Origin of the sequence: Oribacterium sp. P6A1 (assembly GCF_000702885.1) — a bacterium.
Classification (GTDB): Bacteria; Bacillota; Clostridia; order Lachnospirales; family Lachnospiraceae; genus Oribacterium.
Genome location: NZ_JNKO01000002.1, coordinates 11,903 through 31,672, shown reverse-complemented (window position 1 = coordinate 31,672; position 19,770 = coordinate 11,903). Strand labels below are relative to the sequence as shown.

The window sequence follows — 19,770 nt, the reverse complement described above, 5'->3', positions numbered from 1 at the left end:
GAAACACTTATCTTTGGTAATATAATGACATAAGTGTCATAAGTCTGTTTCTCACACTTGTGCCCGCACAAAAGAGGGAGACAGACTTCACGACACTCATTTCACATTACGCATTTACAGGAGGAATTATGGCTCAATTAAGTAAGGACAACGATCGCGGAAAAATCATCATAAGAACAAGTATCATCGGAATAGTTGCCAATGTTTTTCTGGCGGCTTTTAAGGCTGTCATAGGACTTATGTCCAATTCCATAGCCATCGTGCTGGATGCTGTAAATAATCTCTCTGATGCCATTTCATCGGTTATAACCATAATCGGTACAAAGCTCGCTAGAAAGCAGCCCGATAAAAAGCACCCCCTTGGGCACGGCAGAGTCGAATATCTCACTGCAACCATAATTGCGGTCATCGTATTTTATGCAGGTGTAACCTCCTTTGTGGAATCAATAAAAAAGATCATTAACCCTGAAACACCGGATTACAGCATTGTCACACTGGTCATAATCGCTGTGGGTGTAGTGGTTAAGATACTCCTGGGAAGATATGTAAAAGGTATAGGCGAAAAGGTCAATTCCGACTCACTTATCGCCTCCGGCTCGGATGCCACCTTTGATGCTGTCATCTCCGCTTCAACCCTCGTTGCTGCCGTGATCTTCATTTACAGCGGAATCTCTCTGGAAGCCTGGCTCGGAGCTGTAATTTCAGTCATCATCATGAAAGCGGGCTTTGAAATGCTTCGTGACACCGTATCCCAGATACTTGGAGAAAGAGTTGATTCCGATTTCAGCAAGTCCATAAAGATGACTATCGCAAGCTTTCCCGAGGTAAGAGGGGCTTACGATCTTGTTCTTCATTCTTACGGTCCAGATACCTATATGGGCTCAGTACATATAGAAGTGGTAGACACCATGAGTGCAAGAGAACTGGACAGGCTCATGCGAGACATTACCCATAAGGTGTATGATGAACACAAAGTCATCATGGAAGGAATAAGCATATATTCCATAAACACAAGCGATGATAAGGCACAGGGCATACTTAGCCGCTGCAGAGAGATAGTCATGTCCAATGATCATGTGCTTCAGATGCATGGATTTTATATCGATGATATAAAAAAGATCATTAATTTTGACGTAATCATAGAATTTGCCGCAGAGGACAGAAGAAAAATCTTCGAAGAAATCGTGAACCGGATACAGACAGAATTCCCGGGATACAAAATCGAGCTTACCATGGATGCGGATATAAGTGACTGATAAAAGAAACCTCAAAAAACGGTTTGGATCCGTTTTTTGAGGTTCTTTGTTTTCATACGTATATTTTAGTGGTACTTCGCAATAGAAGTCATCCTATCTGCCGAATAACATCAAAGTCTTCCCACAAGTGCTTCTGTAAGTCTTACGCAGTGCTCAATGGCCTTCTTTTCAAAAGTAGGGTAATCCACATGAGCCGAATCATCTGCCTTGTCGGAAATGGCACGGATGATAACGAAAGGAACCTTATTCTGCCATGCCACCTGAGCTATGGCTGCTCCTTCCATCTCGCAGCACTTTCCCTGGAAATGTTTGATGATCCATTCCTTTGTTTCTCCGTCTGATACAAATTTATCTCCGCTGCATACACGTCCGATAAAGGTATGTATATCCGGATTAACTTTACGGTTCTCTTCTTCCGCCAAAGCTATAAGTCTGTCGTCTGCCTTAAATGCCAGGGTGCCGACCCTGGGAACCTCTCCAAGCTGATATCCGAAGTTTGTTGCATCCATGTCATACTGTACTGCGTCCTCCGAAATAACTATATCTCCGATATCAATATGAGCATCCAAAGATCCTGCTATACCGGTATTTATGACATACTCAGCCTTATACCTGTCTATAAGAACGGCTGTACAGGCTCCGGCATTAACTTTACCTATTCCAGAACGTACAACCGTAACATCCTTACCATTAAACTTTCCTGTTACAAATGTAAGCCCGTTATGTTCCTCTGTCTTCGCGTCGGTTATGGAAGCCTTAAGCTTCTCAACCTCTTCGTCCATTGCTCCGATTATTCCTATCATACTTTCTCCTTTGTTTTAATACGGTAAATCCGCCTGTATCTCTCATTTTACGCCAAAGGCATGAGTGACTTCCTGCAATAGATCATCAGCTTTTCTTTTTTGCCTGATCTTCCCTGACTACATCTCTAAGCACCTGAATAACGTGATCCACTCCGTTACTCTGGTTTGAGTTCTGCATGGCAATGATATATCCGGACTTTTTGAGATGAACTTCCTTTATGGCATTGAAGAGAAGTTCTATGTCCTTCTCCATATCATGCTGGTCAAGAACATAACTGAATCCCTGTTTTGCAAATGACTCCGCATTGAGTATCTGGTCTCCTCTGCTGGCTTCTTTAGGCAGCGGAATGAGTATATTAGGTTTCTTCAGTGCGAGAAGCTCGCAGATAACATTGGCACCTGCCCTGGAGATGACTACATCCGCAAGAGCATACAGATTGCGTAATCCGTTGGTTATGAATTCATACTGCCTGTATCCGGCTGTACCTTCAAGAGCTTTGTCCAGATTTCCCTTGCCGCATACATGCACTACATCAAACTCTTCCAGAATCCTCGGGAGAAGTTCTCTTACTGCGTTGTTGATGGCTACGGATCCAAGAGAACCTCCGATTATCATGAGCACAGGTTTTTTGCCGGAAAATCCGGTCATTTCCAGTCCTTCCTCCCTTGTGCCCTTCAGAAGTATCTCTCTGATGGGAGAACCTGTAAGAACAGCTTTCCCCTTAGGCAATGACTTAAGGGTTTCGGGAAAATTACAGCATATTTTCTCTGCCGCCTTAAGACAGAGTCTGTTGGCAAGCCCCGGAGTCATATCAGACTCATGAGTAACCACCGGAATATGGAGGCTGTGGGCTGCCCACACTACAGGAACTGCTACAAATCCGCCTTTACTGAATACGATGTCAGGCCTGATTTCCTTCAGTGTCTTTCTTGCTTCACAGTAGCCCTTAAGAACCCTCAGGGGATCAGAGAAATTCTTGATATCAAAATATCTGCGGAGTTTTCCTGTTGCGATACCCGTATAGGGAACATTCTCCTTTTCCATCATCTGCTTCTCTATGCCGTCATAGGAGCCGATGTAATATACCTCATAACCATCCTGCCTCATCCTTGGCAAAAGTGCGATATTGGCAGTAACGTGTCCTGCTGTTCCGCCTCCTGTCAGCACTACTTTTCCTATCATCTCACTTCTCCTTATCAAAGTGCTTTTTTAAGTTTTTCACAGGTTTCGGCAAGTTTTCCGGAAGAAACCTCATTGGGCTTCCATAAAACCATTTCCTTTTCAATGCCGTATCTCGGAATAATATGTGTATGGAAATGATGCACTGTCTGGCCTGCTGCCTCTCCGTTGTTCTGAACAACATTATATCCCTTGGCTCCAAGACCGGAAATCATAGCCTTTCCTATCTTTCCGGCAAGGGGCATAACATCTGAAGCGATCTCATAGGGAAGCTCCGTAAGATTTGCATAATGCTCCTTAGGTATGATGAGCACATGTCCGTCCGTTGCAGGATTCGCATCAAAAATAACCCTGTAGGTATCATCCTCATAAAGGGTTGTGGTGGGAATGACTCCGTTTGCCAATTTACAAAAAATGCAATTATCGTCTTTCATGGTCTGTTCTCCTAACTCATGGAAAGTATTTTTTCTTATTTTTAAAAACTAAAAACATTATAGTATCATGTTTATTCTTACACAAGTCATAGGATATTTATAAGCATGTAATCATTGACAAATGCTCCGGAGGTTTTACAATGGGATATTACAAAACAGTAAATACGGGGCACAGGATATGTTCCTGTTCTCACACTTGAGCTACGGCCCTTCATTGATACAGAAAAGGAGTATGACATGTCCATTCCAAAGGATCCTTTTATACTTATGAGCTACATAAACACCCAGCTTCGTGACAACTACGATTCTCTGGAGAGTCTGTGTTCGGCTTTGGATCTCGACAGAGCATCTCTGGAGAAGACTCTGGCCTCTGTTGACCTGCACTATAACTCTTCTACAAATCAGTTTAAATAAACAGAAAAACCTCTATATCCGGTTTCAGACCCGAAACCGGATATAGAGGTTTTATTTATTATTGTATATTTCTGATATCTGTCACTCGATAACAGTGATTCCGTTACATGTTGAAACTCTCATACGGATGGAATCGGTATAACTGATCTTAACCTTCTTGCCTGTTGACTCCTGAGCAAGCTTCGCAAGAGCCTCATCTCCATCAACTGTGAATCCGAAAACATCTCCGTCATCTGTCTTGAGATAAACTATACCTGTCTTAAACTGGGCAAGTGTTCCCTTGATTTCAAATACATCTGATGCAGGATCCTCCATCATATCTTCTGTGCAGATTCTATATGTAACAGCACTGTCAGAACCAAGCTCTCCGATATAAAGCGCCTGAGCGTAATCACCAACCTTTGGCTCTCCGACTGTAGTTGCGTATGAAGTGATCTTAAAAGTATACTCTACGCCGTCCTTAGGGCCGTTGTCACCGTTAATACCTTCTTCCTCACAGATAGTTATGGACTTGTCATCCATCTTTACTATCTTTCCGTAAACCTGAGGCTCTGAAGAGTACTCCTCTGAAGTATACTCATAAGGCACTGCCATAACAACCTCTGCAACCTTTGTTCCGTCTGCAGGAACATCTGAATCGCCTTCAAAGAAGATATTAACCTCATCCCCCGGCATAAGCTCCCATGCAGGATTTATAAATGCATCTGTTGTATCGACTGTAATGCTTGTACCGTCTTCGTATTCAACTGTAAGCTTTTTATCATCAACCTTCTGAACTGTAGCCTGAAACTCCGACATACCGGATATGTCAACAGGACCTGCGATGCTGCTGTCACCGTCAACACCGATTCCGTCTTTTTCTGCTGCATTCTCTGTTGCTGCCACAGTCTCCTGGGCCTTTGTCTCTTCCTTCTTTTCTCCGCCGCATGCCGCAAGTGAAACCACCATCATGGCTGCAAGGGCTGTATATAACCATTTTTTCATAATTTAATCTCCTCAATGTAATCTAAAAATCAAGCGATAATTAAAATAGCACTAAAGATTTTTTTCTTCCACTGCTTTCACCTTAACTCTTTATTAAGTTTTCTTGTGGTCATGGCGGAAATGATAGAACTCCCTGTCCTTTATCTCATCCGGAAGATACTGCTGCTCAACCCAGTTTCCGGGATAGTCATGGGGGTATTTATATCCGACTCCTCTTCCAAGCTCCGCGCTTGCCTTGTAATGCGCATCCTGAAGATAAGGCGGTATAGGCAGCCCTCCTGATCTATCAACCTCGTCCATGGCTTCAAATATAGCTGTACAGCAGGCATTGGACTTAGGCGCAGATGCGATGTATGTGCAGGCCTGGGAGAGAATGATCTGAGCCTCCGGCATGCCGACACGTTCTATGGCAAGAAATGCATTGGTAGCCACAAGAAGCGCCCTTGGATCTGCATTACCCACATCTTCGGAAGCGCAGATAACCATACGGCGGGCTATGAACTTTATGTCCTCTCCTGCCTTCAGCATCCTTGCAAGATAATATACCGCCGCGTCAGGATCGGAACCTCTCATGGACTTAATAAAGGCCGAAATAGTGTCATAATGATTATCCCCGTCCTTATCATATCTCACCGCTCTTTTCTGTATACACTCCGCAGCCACAGGAAGAGTTATATGTATACGTCCGTCAGGATCCCTGTCTGTTGTCAGAACCGCAAGCTCTATGGCGTTGAGAGCGGCTCTGGCATCCCCGTTTGCAGTATGGGAAAGAAACTCCCTGGCATCATCATCAATATAGCCGCGGAAGGAACCAACACCTTTTTTTGTATCCGTAAGAGCCCTGTCTATAAGTGTACCTATACTATCAGCCGAAAGGGGACGAAGCTCAAATATACGTGAACGGGAGATAAGAGCGCTGTTCACCTCAAAATACGGATTCTCCGTTGTTGCGCCGATAAGTGTCACCGTTCCGTCCTCCACATGGGGAAGAAGATAGTCCTGCTGGGCCTTGTTGAAGCGGTGAATCTCATCTACAAAAAGAATGGTCTTTCGTCCGTAGCCCCCCTGATTCTGTCTGGCTCTTGCCACCACGTCCTCAAGATCCTTCTTTCCCGCCACCGTGGCATTTACGGATTCAAAATCCGCGCTGGTGGTATGTGCAATTACCTTTGCAAGTGTTGTCTTCCCGGTTCCTGGGGGACCGTAAAAAATGATGGAACCCAGCTTATCCGCCTTTATGGCACGATAAAGCAGTTTTCCCGGTGCGATGATATGCTCCTGACCCACAACCTCTTCAAGGGTCTCGGGTCGCAGTCTCGATGCAAGGGGCGCATCATCTTCTTTGTTTTTCTCTGCCATATATTCAAAAAGATCCATATTCATCCTCCATTTTCTGAGCCACATCCACAATCATCGGGAATCTGTAGCTGCAGCGCTCCGCGTTTTCATTTATCACGATTGTAGGCTCATAAAGGTCTATAAACTCCATAAAATGTGAGCTGTAGTCGCCCCATACAAAAATCGTTTTATGAAAGCTCTCCGCCAGATCATCAAGTATATAGTTCTCCACGTAGGAGTCACCTATAATCAGGACAACTTCATCATTATCGGCTTCTTCACAGGTAAAAATCCTGTGGCCTGTTCCCTCAAGGGGAGTAGTTTCCATATCATCCTCCACAGCCTTTGGATCATTTATAAGAAAATCCTCCTGCATATCCGCCTCATGGATACCTCCAAAAAGTGTGGTGCCCTGATCTTTTAATGTTAATGTATAGTCCGAAGTTTCAAGAACACGATAGTTTCCTTCCGGAGCATTCAAAGCCTCCATCAAAGATCTGTAGGCAAGATAAGCACCTCTTTCCGTCCAATGGGAAGGATCGGTATATTTCCCGAAAGTATCACCATCCTTCTTACCTTCACAGAGAACCTCCGTTGTATCTACCACCTTCACTCCTGTATTCGCCTTCAAATCAGCCATGACCTGATCCACCAGCGAGCAGTCCCCATACTGAAAGACCGATGTCATGAACTGTTCTGGATAGATGCTGTGCTTGTCCCTGCACTGCATGTAATAGTATCTTATTCCCCTTTTTTCCAATGTCTCTCTTATTTTCTCATACGCTGAGGAAAGCTCGTCCAACTGTTCCTGTGAGTAGAGATTTTTATGCTGATAATCTCTCAGCATATCCTTTTCCGCATAATTGAACTCGCCATGAGGCCCCAGATAATAGTCAGAGCTTCCGGAACCCGCTGCCGAAAGATTTCCGAACACATGGTACTGGAGCTTTGCATTGGCCTTTACAAAAAGAGGTCTCAGTCCGATGTTATCGTTTATCCAATTCTCAAAGTCAGCTGCAAATGTCCTGCTTATCTGCCCATCCTCATCCCATAGAGAAGGTCTTTTTGCGAGATATCTGTTCTCATCGTAGGAGATGGCACCATTTTCTCTGTTCACCGATAGAAGCGGAACCGAGATGACCATCATGAAAGACAGGGCAAATATCATTTTTCGAATTTTAGTTTTATTACTCAGATTCATATTATTAGTAAAACGCCTTTTTAAAATATATGATCTATAATCATGCAGATTTGTATATCAGACCCGGCAGATTAACTGTCAGATCCGACACCGTCAGAACTGAAAATATATGAAAGGATTATAAGTTCCGGATACTATTCTCATTGATGAAAGAAAAAGAAGTGCCAGCAGTAAAATATCTCTTAAAGCCTCATATACCGTAAGTTTCGAAGCATCTTCGCACTTCGCCCTGAGAAACCCCGCAGCTTTTTCCGGAAGCTCCGTCGAAAACATTATACCAAGGCAAAGCATAAGTGCTGTCCATCCGTCCAGATACCACATAACGGAGAATCCCGGCTCCGCTCCCAGTGCCCGACCGAACATGGTTTTCAGGTACATGATGGCATGGGTCAGAGAATCCGCTCTGAAAAATACCCAGCCTGTAAGAACCACAAAAAGAGTGTATAAATGTCCTATGATGTCACGCAAAAATGTCTGTGGCTTATGATCCCCATTTCCGAAGAAACGTTCCGCAAGCATGAACACACCATGCCAGATGCCCCAGAAAATATAGTGCCATGCAGCGCCGTGCCATATTCCTGTCAACAGAAAAATAATAAGCAGATTCCTGTAGGTCACAAGAGTTCCCCGACGGTTTCCTCCCAGCGGGATATAGACATAATCTCTGAACCATGTGGAAAGGGAAATATGCCACCTGCGCCAGAATTCCGTAATGGAACGGGATATATACGGATGGTTGAAATTCTCAAGAAAATGAAAGCCGAACATCCTTCCGAGACCTATAGCCATATCGGAATAACCCGAAAAATCAAAATATATCTGAAGGGCATAGGCCACTGCTCCCAGCCATGCTATGGCCACCGTGTTATTCTCTGTTCCCTGAGAAAAGATACTGTCCACCGTCACTGCCATTGTATTGGCTATCAGCGCCTTCTTGCCGAGTCCCATGGTGAACCTTTCTGCACCGGCATAAAAATCATCAAGGCTTACTTTTCTCTCGTCAATTTCCGATTCCACATCGGTATAACGAACTATAGGTCCGGCGATGAGCTGCGGAAAAAGCATCACATATAGCGCAAGCTTTAAAGGATTTTTCTGAACTCCCGCCTTGCCTCTGTAGACGTCAACAGTGTAGGACATGGCCTGAAATGTAAAAAAACTGATTCCTATGGGAAGTATAATGTTTCGAAGCGGAATTTGTCTCCCGAAAACCATGTTCACGGTATCCACAGTAAAATCAAAATACTTAAAATAAAAAAGTATTCCCAGATTTGCTGCAACAGTCAGAGCCAAAAGAATCCCGGCAGCGCCTGAGCGGCATCTTTTTTTCTCAAGATCCACGAGCCTCCCGCCGGTATAGTTTATGAGTATATTGAGAAGAATGATCCACAGGCAGCCTATCTGTGACCAGGAAAAAAAGATAACACTCATTATAAGGAGCCACAGGTTGCTTAACTCTTTTCGGCAGCCAAAAATCTTTTTATCCAGGCTTAAGCTTATATAGTAGCCTGCAAGTGTAACAGGCAGAAAACAAAACAAAAAAAGTGTCGAACTGAAAACCATCCGGTATACATCTCCAAATACTATGCTGTAGGTAATACGATTGCTTACAGCATTATACCTAATAAATTCCTACAAATCGAGAGCCCGTGACTGCAAAAAAAGATGAAGTACTCATAAGAACACTTCACCTTTTTGCTTCGCTGTTAATATATCGTTTAAAAAGAATTCACACAGCTTCTGACTGTTTTTACATGTCGGAACATCATGATAGTGATTATCAGTTTATGACCTGAGATTCAAAAGTCCTTATCAGAACGCTTCGCTCTTTGCACTCCCGCGTTCCTCCCACATCAACATCCGTCATTTTTTACTGTTTTTCGGATTCAGTCTTTGATTCCTCCATATCCGGAAGGAATAGTCCAAGAGCATCCTTTGTTGCGTTTCTTACACCCTCAGATGTATATGTAGCCCCGGAAACTCCGTCTATCTCGAAGCCATCCTTCTCCACAAGCTGTTTTTCAAGCTCCGAAAGAGCTTTTCCACCTATTTCCGGAGACTCATCGTTACCCAGTATGGATGCTTCAATTATATCATCACCCTTCATCTTGAGAGTAACCGTGATGGTTCCGCCAAAGCCTTCAGCGCTTCCGCTAAGCTCCTTTACGGCTTCTTCTGATGACTCATTTTTCACAGTCTCCGCCTGTGTTGTTGAAGCAGGCACATCATTGTTACCGCAGGCTGCAAGTGAAATAGCCATTCCAACGGCCGCAGTAATTATATATTTTTTCATAATCCATCCTCCGCTATTTATACTTAAGACCGTCCGGGATAATCCGGGACAATATCTTTTCCTGAACAGGATCTCCTGTAGAACCTTACCTTAATGATGCCAAAGTAATTCCACTATAACAAGGCATAATCCCGGAAAATATTATTAATATTTCTTCACATGCAAAAATCCCTCCCGGATAACAGCCTTATAAGCTGTTCCGAAAGGGATCAATGCTTACCGGGTATTATTTCATAACAGTCTGATATGAACCCCGGTATATTACGCTATTAATATCTCAAAAATCTATGAGCTTATGATTACTTGGAAAGAGCTGCCTTTACAGCCTCCTTAACACCTGTTGATGTTACAGTAGCACCTGAAACACCATCGAAATCAGCTGAACCAGCCTCTACGATCTGCTTCTCAAGATCCGCAAGAGCTGCACCGCCAACTGTTGGAGTCTCATCCTTGCCCTCGATAGAAGCTGCAACGATCTTGTCTCCATCCATTGTAAGAGTTACAGTAACATCACCGCCGAAGCCCTTGGCTGTAGCTGTAAGAGTCTCGCCCTCAGCCTTCTCCTCAGCTGCTACTGTTGTCTCTTCAGCTGCTGTTGTCTCCTCTGCTGCTGCAGTTGTCTCTTCAGCTGCTGCTGTTGTCTCCTCTGCTGCTGCAGTTGTCTCTTCAGCTGCTACTGTTGTCTCCTCTGCTGCTACTGTTGTAGCTGCTGCTGTTGTAGCCTCTGGTGCTGATGTTGAACCACATGCTGCGAGTGCGAGCATAAGACCTGCTGATGCAGTCATCATAACTAACTTCTTCATAATTTTAAATCCTCCTAATATTAAACATCATCCTCAATAAAAACTGCCCAAGGCATAAGGATGACAATCCGTGACCGGTTTCTCTTCAAATAGTTTCGGAAACCATGCACATCTGTTTAAGACAAGAACGTATAATACACTCCACTTAATTTAAAGTCAAATTTATTTTCCACTCCCGGATAACTGTAGGAAAAAATTCTTAAGAGTCAATATTTGACACAATTAAACGTTTTTGCCTTTTTTTCTTCTTCAAAGTAACATTACTTTTGCAATTTGTACATATTATATGCATCTTTTCTTTCAAATTTTTTTCATTTTATTTATTTTTAATCATGACAGAATATTTCTTTCATTTTTATTAAATCAGTAAAACGGCCCTTGAAACGCCTCTCTATTTTTTTACTTAGTAAATAAGAATAACCAATAGCTTTAATTCAACTGATTTTTTCTGTTTTTTTCATAAATATTTCCATATATTATGTCGTTAATTTCTTTTTTAACTTATAATAAGCCATGTGAAATTTTATTGTATGAAATTTCACATGGCACTATGTTTTACTAGAATATTTTTTTATCAGAATACGGGTAGACAAAATGAACAATTCCAAGGAAACATTACAAAAAACCACTAAAGAAAAAATCTCCGATAAGGCTTTCCAGTTGTTTAAAGAGCATGGTTACGACAATGTAAGTGTTCGTCAGATAGCTGCCGAGCTTGATATCACTACAGGTGCACTGTATTATCATTTTAAAAACAAAGCGGATATTATTATAAATCGCACCGTCGGAAACGAGGATATAATCAGGCAAAAAGCCTATGACCCTTCCATCCCCACAAGAAAAGGTCAGATTCTGTCTCTCTTCACAACTCTGATTGCCGACTTCATATTATTTGAAGGGCCTGAAATCTGTGCTATACGTATGTGGGGAAGAGACCTGAATATAAACAGGTCCAAAAGTCTTGAGGAAACTCTTACCAATCTGGTAAGTGATGCTATAAACAAAAAAGAGCTTTCTTCCGAATATACTCCGGAAATCATTACAAATTCCATTCTCTATACCTTCAGGGGAATTGCATACTGCTGGGCAACCGGCAAAGAACAATTCGATATCAGATCCGTTTTGGAATCCGAAATTTCCAAAGTACTCAGCTTTTACAGCATGACTGCCTGATATGAACAAAATTCATCAAATAAGTATATTATTTATCTAAGCCGGTGCACTGCACCGGCTTTCTTATACTAAAAAAGGTGCATGGATAAATCCATACACCTTCTGTATTTAAGCTTTTAATAAAGTCAGAATTACTTAAGAGTAACCTTAGCGCCAACTTCCTCAAGCTTCTTCTTGAGCTCCTCAGCCTCTGCCTTAGGAGCAGCCTCCTTAAGGATCTTTGGAGCTGACTCAACAGCTTCCTTAGCTTCCTTAAGTCCAAGACCAGTAGCCTCACGAACAACCTTGATAACCTTGATCTTCTCTGCGCCTACCTCTGTAAGCTCAACGTCGAACTCAGTCTTCTCCTCAGCTGGAGCTGCAGCAGCAGCACCTGCAACAACAACGCCTGCAGCAGCAGAAACGCCAAACTCTTCCTCAACAGCCTTTACAAGGTCATTAAGCTCTACAACAGAAAGCTCCTTGATAGCTGCGATAAACTCTTCTGTAGTTAACTTAGCCATTTTAATTTCCTCCATTTAGAAATATCGTGCATTGCACATATCAAATTTAATATATATTTACAATTTTCATTGCTTTGTGATCTCTCGACCACGACTGAAGCTTAAGCCGCTTCAGGATGCCATAAGCTTATAATTAAGCTGCTGGCTCGCTCTTCTCCGCAACCTGATTGATAACACGTGCGAAGTTTGCGATTGGGCTCTGAAGAGAACCACAAAGTCTTCCGAGAAGCTCTTCTCTTGAAGGGATAGCTGCAAGAGCCTGAACCTCCTTCTGATCATAAAGCTTGCCCTCAGCAACTGCTGCCTTAAGCTCAAGCTTAGGAGCATCCTTAGCAAACTTTGCAATGATTCTAGCTGCTGCTGCAGGATCATCCTTTGATACTGCAATAGCTGTAGGTCCCTCAAGTACAGAATCAAGCTGTGCGAAATCTGTACCCTCTGCTGCTCTCTTGATAAGAGTGTTCTTGTAAACCTTGTACTGAACACCGGCCTCTCTTAACTGCTTACGAAGAAGTGTATCCTGCTCAACAGTAATTCCGAGGTAATCAATAGCAGTAACAGCTACAGCACCATCAAAAAGTGCCTTGATCTCGTCAACGATTGGCTGTTTAATTTCAACCTTTGCCATTTACGGTTTTTCCTCCTTATAAGATTTTCGTATAAACCTTTCTAAAAGGAAAACCCCATGCCAAAAGACATGGGGTAGAACAAACAAAATAGTTTGTATCTTTCCTCGGCAGGCGTTCTGTCTTACGGTACCTTACGGCACCACCTGCTGTCTTCGGGTTAATACGTTGCGTATATTAACATCCATCAAATGGATTGTCAATAGCTTATTTTAAAATAAATTAAGCACCGAACTGAACAGTATCAAGCTTAACTCCAGGACCCATTGTAGATGTCAGAGTTGCTGACTTCATAAACTGGCCCTTAAGTGTTGCAGGTCTTGCCTTAACGATAGCTGCCATGAGTGTGTTAAGGTTCTCCTGAAGCTTCTCTGTCTCGAATGAAGCCTTTCCTACAGGAACGTGGATGATGTTAGCCTTATCAAGACGATACTCTACCTTACCTGCCTTAGTATCAGCGATAGCCTTGGCAACGTCCATAGTAACAGTACCTGTCTTAGGGTTAGGCATGAGACCCTTAGGTCCGAGAAGACGTCCGATACGTCCTACAACACCCATCATATCAGGAGTAGCGATTACTACATCGTAATCGAACCAACCACCCTGAATCTTAGGAACAAGCTCCTCAGCTCCTACGAAATCTGCACCGGCTGCCTGAGCTTCATCAGCCTTAGCGCCCTTTGCAAATACGAGGATTCTAACCTTCTTACCTGTACCGGCAGGAAGTACAACGGAACCACGAACCTGCTGATCAGCGTGACGTGAGTCACAACCTGTTCTGATGTGAAGTTCAACGGTCTCGTCGAATTTTGCTGTTGCATTCTTCTTTACAAGCTCAATTGCGTCTACTGCGCTGTACTTAACAGCTCTGTCAACGCCCTGAGCAGCTGCATTATATCTCTTACCTGTTTTCATAATCAGTTGACCTCCCTATTACTTCTCTACTTCAACGCCCATAGATCTGCATGTACCAGCGATCATAGACATAGCAGCTTCAAGTGATGCAGCGTTAAGATCCTTCATCTTTGTCTCTGCAATCTTCTGAAGATCAGCCTTACTGATTGTAGCAACCTTGTTCTTGTTTGGCTCACCAGAAGCCTTCTGAAGCTTACAAGCCTTCTTGATAAGGACTGCAGCTGGAGGAGTCTTTGTGATGAAGCTAAAACTTCTATCAGCATAAACAGTGATAACTACAGGGATGATAACATCTCCCTCGTTAGCTGTTCTTGCGTTAAATTCCTTTGTGAATGCAACGATATTTACACCATGCTGTCCAAGAGCAGGACCTACTGGTGGAGCTGGTGTTGCTTTACCAGCTGGAATCTGTAACTTGATGTAACCTTCTACCTTCTTTGCCATTGAGGCACCTCCTTGTGGTAATTGCGGGGTAGCCGTCTGAGACGCTAACCCTCCCAAACTTTGTTATCTAAGCTTTTCTACTTCTCCGTATGATAACTCTACCGGAGTTTCTCTGCCGAACATCTCAACCAAGATAGTTACGGTCTTCTTCTGATCATTGATTTCGCTTATTACGCCGACTGTACCCTTCCATGATCCGGAATTTACAGATACTGAATCGCCGATAGCGAAGTCTACCAGAACCTCTGACTTTCTATAGCCGAGAGCTCTGATCTCCTCTTCTGAGAGAGGTGTCGGCTCTGATCCTGGGCCAACAAAACCGGTGACGCCACGTGTATTTCTCACAACGTACCAGGTTTCCTGATTCATAACCATGTTTACAAGAACATAGCCCGGGAACATTTTCTTGTCAGTCTTCTTCTCAACGCCGTTCTTCATTTCGATGACCGGCTGCATTGGAACGCTGACTTCAAGAATAAGATCCTGAAGACCACGGTTTTCGATTGTCTTTTCAAGATCCATCTTAACCTTGTTCTCGTAGCCTGAATAGGTATGTGCTACATACCAACGAGCTGCAGAATTTGTTTCTGACATCGATATCCCCTTTACTTAAGTATAAAGCCAAGTCCCGTCTTCATGATGAGATCAAGAACTGCGATAACAACTCCGATAAGTAAGCTCACAACAATTGTAGCTGTTGTTTCCTTAATAACGTCCTGTCTATTCGGGAAAATAATCTTGTTAAATTCCGTCTTAAGACCCTTGAAGAAGCCCTGAATACTAGAACTCTTCTTTTCGTCCATTACTTTGTCTCCTTATGAAGCGTGTGCTGTTTACAGAATCTGCAATACTTACGAACTTCCATTCTCTCAGGATGGTTCTTCTTTTCCTTAGTCGTGAAGTAATTTCTCTGCTTACATTCTGTACATGCTAAAATAATCTTTGTGCGCACGGCTGTTCACCTCCAATGATTCTTAACTCCGCATGACTACGAAATTAGTGCATAAAAAATAGGGCTTAGCCCCTTGTTTACCTGCAAACTATAACATGTCCGTCTGTACCCGTCAAGCTAATCAGCCCTATGCTTCGTTATTTAAAATTTTTATTACTATTCAGGCTTTCTATTGTAATAAGTTATAATACCTTATATACTATTAAATATATTGAAATTTTAAGTTTTGCATTAAAACAATCGCTGTTAAATGCAATCTATGAAAATTCGCATACATCTTATTTAATAGGAAGAAGGCTTTTTATGGATCTACGTCGTATCGAAAATATAATTCGTATCGCAGAGGAAAAAAATATCACCAGAGCTGCGGACAAACTATTCATTTCCCAGCCTGCCCTCAATCTTCAGCTTCTCAATCTGGAAAAAGAACTGGGAACCAAGCTCTTCTATAGAAGAGGAAATGAATGGTCCATTACCGAAGCCGGAAGGATCTATGTGGATACCGCGAGAAAGATGATCGCCATGAAGAAGGATTGTTATTCCCGCATCTCTGACATAGCCAAGCTTCACAACGAAGAAATAGCAGTAGGTGCAGCCGGAATCGAAGCCGATTACATGATGACTTCCATATATCGTCAGTTCCACAAGATGAATCCCACTGTTAAATTACAGCTCAACATCATGAAGGGTTTGAAAGCCCAGGAACTTGTTAAGAACGGAACCATTGATCTCGGTATCATCCTCATGGGTGATAAACAGAACTATCGTCTTCAGTACGAGCTTCTCAGTCATGTTGAGATGGTGCTGGCTGTTGCTTCCTCCAACCCTCTGGTAAACGAAGTGGAGTATGAAGAGGACGGAACCATGGTCATGGATATCCGTAAATTCAAGGATGTTCCTTTCTTCCTCGGACCCAAGGACTCCACAGAACGTTTTGTTTCAGAGCAGGTTTTTGAGCAGGCAGGTTTTGAGCCCGATGTATATATGGATGCCGAAGGAATAAACTACGAGCTTGCCCTTGTAGCCGCAGATGAATGTGCGGCTCTCATCGGCGCATCTCATCATGTGGACATCCCCGATGATGTTCAGCTTATAAAGCTGAAAACCCATCCTGTCATGAATGCTTATGCCGTATACAGAAAGGATAAATACCTCTCTGAACCCATGAGAAACCTCATTGATCTTGCAAGAGATTACTGGACCGAAGATCAGGACTGAGGATCTGAAACATCCTCAGATATCTGATTTGATTGCAAGCGAAAAACAATATACCTTTTCCACACCTGCACTTTTCAGGCACCTGCTTGTTGCCTCCATGGTTGCGCCGGTGGTAAAGATATCATCCACTATGAGAACAGACCGCATATCCTTCGGGATTTCTCCCGCAAAGAATGCGCTGGATAAATTTTTAAGTCTTTCCGCAGCATTAAGCTCTTTTAATGCTGCGGTTTTTTTATTTCTGTAAAGAGCATCTTCGTATACAGGTATCCCAAGTTCTCTTCCCATTATTTCAGCAAGAACCTGTGCCTGGTTATATCCGCGTTTTTTTAATCTGCTCTTATGAACAGGAACCGGGACTATAGCGTCAACCCTCATGGATTTTATCCGGTCACCGTATATTCTCGCTGCCGTTTTTCCGTAAAAATCAAGATACTCCTTTGCCCCTGTATATTTTATTCTCGTGATGGAATGAGCCACCACATCACTGTAACTCATAAGAGCATATCCGTACTCAAAACTGAATCTGTGACGCCTGCAGTTCGAGCAGATCTCATCCTCCCGTGATCCAATCTCTCTTCCGCAGACCTTACAGAAAGGTTCCTTTATGAAGTGGATCTCACGAATACATTCAGGACAGATGAGCTCCCCCTTCGGCATCACCGGCTCCTCACATATAGGGCATCTTCTCGGGAAAAGCAGGTCCACTGCCCTCTGATAAAGCATTTTAACCGGCATCTGAAATCTCCTTTAACCGTTCCCATAATGACGAATACCGTTTTGCTTCGGATTCATTGCTTATCATCTGTTCGAATATCTGCGGATTTCCCACCAGACATACACATCTCTTGGCTCTGGTCACCGCAGTATACAAAAGATTACGGTTCATAAGCATTTGCGGTCCCTGATACATAGGTATGATCACCGCCGGATATTCCGATCCCTGAGACTTATGGATGGTGATGGCATAGGCAAGGTCCAGACTGTCGCACTGCTTAAACTCATACTCTACAAATCTGTCATCGAACTTTACCGTAAGTGTCTGGGCAAAATTGTTCATCTCCGTTATGATGCCAATGTCTCCGTTGAACACACCCTCTCCCTTTTCAATGGGTATGCCGTACCTTCCTTTTATCTCCCATATAAGATTGTAATCATTCTTTACCTGCATCACTTTATCACCCAGGCGGAACAGCGTGCCGTTTATCTCCTTCTCCGGCTTCTTACCGTCTTTAGGATTGATACGTTCCTGAAGAAGCTGATTAAGTCTCTCGACACCTAAAGCACCCTTTCTCTGAGGCGTCATGATCTGCATATCAAAAGGATCAACGCCAAGGTAACCCGGAAGCTTATCAAGGATCAAAGCCGTAACCGAATTGAAAATCTGCTCAGGGTTCTGATTTCTTATGAAAAGAAAGTCCCTTGATTTCTTGCTGAGATCAACACTTTGCCCTTCATTTATCTTATGAGCGTTTACGACTATATCTGACTCCGCCGCCTGTCTGAAAATATGATTGAGCTTGACGGTTCTGATAACTCCGGATTCAATGATATCCCTGAGGACATTTCCGGCACCGACAGAAGGCAGCTGATTAGCATCTCCAACCATGATCAGTCTTGTTCCTTTATGGATAGCCTTCAGAAGTGAATTCATCAGAAATATATCCACCATGGACATCTCATCTATGATCACCACATCGCACTCAAGGGGATTGCTGTCATTCCTCTCGAAGTGACCCCTGATCTGTTCACCCCCTTCATCTCCCTCTTCTTCCGGTCTTCCCTGATACTCCAGAAGCCGATGTATGGTAGAAGCTGCCCACCCGGTGGATTCAGACATCCTTTTGGCTGCTCTTCCCGTAGGTGCCGCAAGAAGTATAGTCTTTCCTTCATTGGCAAAAACTCTGATTATGGTGTTTATGGTGGTGGTTTTTCCCGTACCCGGACCTCCGGTGATAACAAGAAGTCCTGAATTTGCCGCAATGGAAACCGCCTGACGCTGCAGATCGTCAAGCTCTATGCCTTCCTTTTCGGTTATTTCATCTATCTCTCTTTCAAGACCCTGGTTCTTATCAGGTTCTTTTTCTATATTGAGTTCCTGAAGTTTTGTGGCCACCTGAAGCTCTGTATAATACAAAAGAGATCTGTAGACCCTTACCCCGGGATCCACATTTCTGTTATCGGCATCATATATAATACCCCCGCCGCTTGCCCCTTCTTCACACAGATTTACGGATCCGCCTTTCTCAACTTCCTGCAGGTATTCATCTATACTCTTCTTTTTACCGGTCTTCTTCACAACCACTTTTCCCTGCATCTGAAGATCCAGAAGATACCTGTTTATATCATGAACAGAAATATTGAGAAGTGTCTCTGTAGCCTGCAAAAGCTCAGGAAGCGGAAGATAACAGTGTCCGTTACTTTCAGACATCGCCAAAGCATATAGGATACCCGATTCTATACGAAAATCGGAATCCTCCTTTATTCCTGCATTTCTGGCTATCTCATCACAGGTTCTGAAGCCCATGCCATCGATATCCTCCGCCAGCTTATACGGATTATCCCTGACGATATCGTACATATCATTACCGTACTGAGCGTATATCTTTCCTGCCATATTTATGGAAATGCCATACTGCTGAAGGAACATCACCGCATACTGCATCTCTTTTTTAGAGTTGACGGACGCAGCTATATCTATGGCTTTCCTTGAGGAGATACCCTTTATCTCCGCAAGTCTCTCAGGCTCTTCTTCAATGATACGCATGGTATCATCACCGAATTGCTTCACTATACGGGAAGCCATGGCGGCCCCTATGCCTTTTATTGCTCCGGAGCCCAGATATCTTTCCACCGCTTCACTTGATTCGGGAGGAACCACCTGATATTTATCTATAACAAACTGGGTTCCGTAAATCTGATGTGTGGTCTCATGTCCGTCAGCCTTTATGTTCTCTCCCGGTTCCAGTCCGGGAACTGTTCCCACAAGAGTATAATCCTTACCCTTCATTACGCCGACCATGACCGTATATCCTGTGGAATCACTTCTGAATATAATATGATCTATATAACCTTCAAAAAAATCCAATTCTTCGTTTCCTTATGTAAACAAACCTGATCCGGCATGGGCGCCTTCACTTCCCTGCACTTCCTGAATTTAAATGCCTTCACAGTAAACTCTGCTCCCGGGCCGTCTCTTTTATACAGCAAAGGGGCAGCCTAAAAGGCCACCC

The 19,770-nt window shown here is 43.3% G+C and carries 22 protein-coding genes and 1 other annotated feature; of the genes, 4 read left to right on the top strand and 18 right to left on the bottom strand.

The window, feature by feature from the left end; all coding sequences use genetic code 11:
* Nucleotides 1-128: 128 nt before the first annotated feature.
* Complete coding sequence (locus T515_RS01445) at nt 129-1,256, top strand: cation diffusion facilitator family transporter (protein WP_036606786.1); 1,128 nt, start codon at nt 129-131, stop codon at nt 1,254-1,256.
* A 110-nt stretch (nt 1,257-1,366) separates the two neighbouring features.
* Here the strand turns inward: T515_RS01445 and T515_RS01440 are convergent, their stop codons facing one another.
* From T515_RS01440 to T515_RS01430, 3 genes are all read right to left on the bottom strand, one after another.
* Nucleotides 1,367-2,059, bottom strand: coding sequence for a 5'-methylthioadenosine/adenosylhomocysteine nucleosidase (locus T515_RS01440; RefSeq protein ID WP_036606784.1), 693 nt, complete (start codon nt 2,057-2,059; stop codon nt 1,367-1,369).
* 85 nt (nt 2,060-2,144) lie between these two features.
* A complete protein-coding gene (locus T515_RS01435) occupies nt 2,145-3,239 on the bottom strand; it encodes an undecaprenyldiphospho-muramoylpentapeptide beta-N-acetylglucosaminyltransferase (RefSeq protein WP_036607168.1) in 1,095 nt (364 codons plus the stop codon).
* A 17-nt stretch (nt 3,240-3,256) separates the two neighbouring features.
* Nucleotides 3,257-3,673, bottom strand: coding sequence for an HIT family protein (locus T515_RS01430; protein WP_036606782.1), 417 nt, complete (start codon nt 3,671-3,673; stop codon nt 3,257-3,259).
* A gap of 237 nt (nt 3,674-3,910) precedes the next feature.
* On the opposite strand from T515_RS01430, the gene T515_RS01425 reads away from it, so the two are divergent.
* Nucleotides 3,911-4,087 (top strand): DUF4250 domain-containing protein, encoded by a 177-nt coding sequence (locus T515_RS01425; protein ID WP_036606780.1) that lies wholly within the window; start codon nt 3,911-3,913, stop codon nt 4,085-4,087.
* Nucleotides 4,088-4,168: 81 nt separating this feature from the next.
* Here the strand turns inward: T515_RS01425 and T515_RS01420 are convergent, their stop codons facing one another.
* From T515_RS01420 to T515_RS16960, 6 genes are all read right to left on the bottom strand, one after another.
* A complete protein-coding gene (locus tag T515_RS01420) occupies nt 4,169-5,071 on the bottom strand; it encodes a hypothetical protein (RefSeq protein ID WP_036606778.1) in 903 nt (300 codons plus the stop codon).
* A 93-nt stretch (nt 5,072-5,164) separates the two neighbouring features.
* Nucleotides 5,165-6,448 carry a replication-associated recombination protein A gene (locus tag T515_RS01415; protein WP_036606775.1) on the bottom strand — a complete coding sequence of 428 codons (1,284 nt, stop codon included), beginning with the start codon at nt 6,446-6,448 and terminating at the stop codon, nt 5,165-5,167.
* Complete coding sequence (locus T515_RS01410; protein WP_081832615.1) at nt 6,435-7,610, bottom strand: alginate O-acetyltransferase AlgX-related protein; 1,176 nt, start codon at nt 7,608-7,610, stop codon at nt 6,435-6,437. Before T515_RS01410 ends, T515_RS01415 begins: the two co-directional genes overlap by 14 nt.
* Nucleotides 7,611-7,703: 93 nt before the next feature.
* Nucleotides 7,704-9,173 (bottom strand): MBOAT family O-acyltransferase, encoded by a 1,470-nt coding sequence (locus T515_RS01405; RefSeq protein ID WP_036606769.1) that lies wholly within the window; start codon nt 9,171-9,173, stop codon nt 7,704-7,706.
* Nucleotides 9,174-9,480: 307 nt separating this feature from the next.
* Nucleotides 9,481-9,903: an FMN-binding protein gene (locus T515_RS16250; RefSeq protein ID WP_051671316.1), complete on the bottom strand. Its 423-nt coding sequence runs from the start codon at nt 9,901-9,903 to the stop codon at nt 9,481-9,483.
* A gap of 299 nt (nt 9,904-10,202) precedes the next feature.
* Complete coding sequence (locus T515_RS16960; RefSeq protein ID WP_081832614.1) at nt 10,203-10,706, bottom strand: FMN-binding protein; 504 nt, start codon at nt 10,704-10,706, stop codon at nt 10,203-10,205.
* A gap of 594 nt (nt 10,707-11,300) precedes the next feature.
* Between T515_RS16960 and T515_RS16245 the strand changes: the two genes are divergently transcribed.
* A complete protein-coding gene (locus T515_RS16245) occupies nt 11,301-11,879 on the top strand; it encodes a TetR/AcrR family transcriptional regulator (RefSeq protein ID WP_051671315.1) in 579 nt (192 codons plus the stop codon).
* A 131-nt stretch (nt 11,880-12,010) separates the two neighbouring features.
* Here the strand turns inward: T515_RS16245 and rplL are convergent, their stop codons facing one another.
* The 7 genes from rplL to rpmG all read right to left on the bottom strand — a co-directional run bounded on the left by rplL (nt 12,011) and on the right by rpmG (nt 15,319).
* Nucleotides 12,011-12,382 carry a 50S ribosomal protein L7/L12 gene (gene rplL, locus T515_RS01385; RefSeq protein WP_036606766.1) on the bottom strand — a complete coding sequence of 124 codons (372 nt, stop codon included), beginning with the start codon at nt 12,380-12,382 and terminating at the stop codon, nt 12,011-12,013.
* A gap of 133 nt (nt 12,383-12,515) precedes the next feature.
* Nucleotides 12,516-13,010, bottom strand: coding sequence for a 50S ribosomal protein L10 (rplJ, locus tag T515_RS01380; RefSeq protein WP_036606763.1), 495 nt, complete (start codon nt 13,008-13,010; stop codon nt 12,516-12,518).
* A 37-nt stretch (nt 13,011-13,047) separates the two neighbouring features.
* Nucleotides 13,048-13,185 (bottom strand) — a sequence feature (ribosomal protein L10 leader region).
* Nucleotides 13,186-13,230: 45 nt separating this feature from the next.
* A complete protein-coding gene (rplA, locus tag T515_RS01375) occupies nt 13,231-13,923 on the bottom strand; it encodes a 50S ribosomal protein L1 (protein ID WP_036606760.1) in 693 nt (230 codons plus the stop codon).
* A gap of 18 nt (nt 13,924-13,941) precedes the next feature.
* Nucleotides 13,942-14,367 carry a 50S ribosomal protein L11 gene (rplK, locus tag T515_RS01370; RefSeq protein WP_036606756.1) on the bottom strand — a complete coding sequence of 142 codons (426 nt, stop codon included), beginning with the start codon at nt 14,365-14,367 and terminating at the stop codon, nt 13,942-13,944.
* 63 nt (nt 14,368-14,430) lie between these two features.
* Entirely contained in the window at nt 14,431-14,961 is a 531-nt protein-coding gene (gene nusG, locus T515_RS01365; protein WP_036606753.1) for a transcription termination/antitermination protein NusG, read from the bottom strand.
* Nucleotides 14,962-14,972: 11 nt separating this feature from the next.
* Nucleotides 14,973-15,170, bottom strand: coding sequence for a preprotein translocase subunit SecE (gene secE / locus T515_RS01360; protein ID WP_036606750.1), 198 nt, complete (start codon nt 15,168-15,170; stop codon nt 14,973-14,975).
* Nucleotides 15,170-15,319, bottom strand: a complete 150-nt coding sequence (rpmG, locus tag T515_RS01355) for a 50S ribosomal protein L33 (protein WP_036606748.1) — start codon at nt 15,317-15,319, stop codon at nt 15,170-15,172. The genes secE and rpmG overlap by 1 nt, the downstream gene beginning before the upstream one ends.
* Nucleotides 15,320-15,622: 303 nt before the next feature.
* Here rpmG and T515_RS01350 point away from each other — a divergent pair, with 303 nt between their 5' ends.
* Nucleotides 15,623-16,537, top strand: coding sequence for a LysR family transcriptional regulator (locus T515_RS01350; protein WP_036606746.1), 915 nt, complete (start codon nt 15,623-15,625; stop codon nt 16,535-16,537).
* Nucleotides 16,538-16,552: 15 nt separating this feature from the next.
* Here T515_RS01350 and T515_RS01345 read toward each other — a convergent pair whose 3' ends face one another.
* Both T515_RS01345 and recD2 read right to left on the bottom strand, forming a co-directional pair.
* Nucleotides 16,553-17,275, bottom strand: a complete 723-nt coding sequence (locus T515_RS01345; RefSeq protein ID WP_036606744.1) for a ComF family protein — start codon at nt 17,273-17,275, stop codon at nt 16,553-16,555.
* A complete protein-coding gene (recD2, locus tag T515_RS01340) occupies nt 17,265-19,625 on the bottom strand; it encodes an SF1B family DNA helicase RecD2 (protein ID WP_036606742.1) in 2,361 nt (786 codons plus the stop codon). The genes T515_RS01345 and recD2 overlap by 11 nt, the downstream gene beginning before the upstream one ends.
* Between the last annotated feature and the right edge of the window lie 145 nt (nt 19,626-19,770).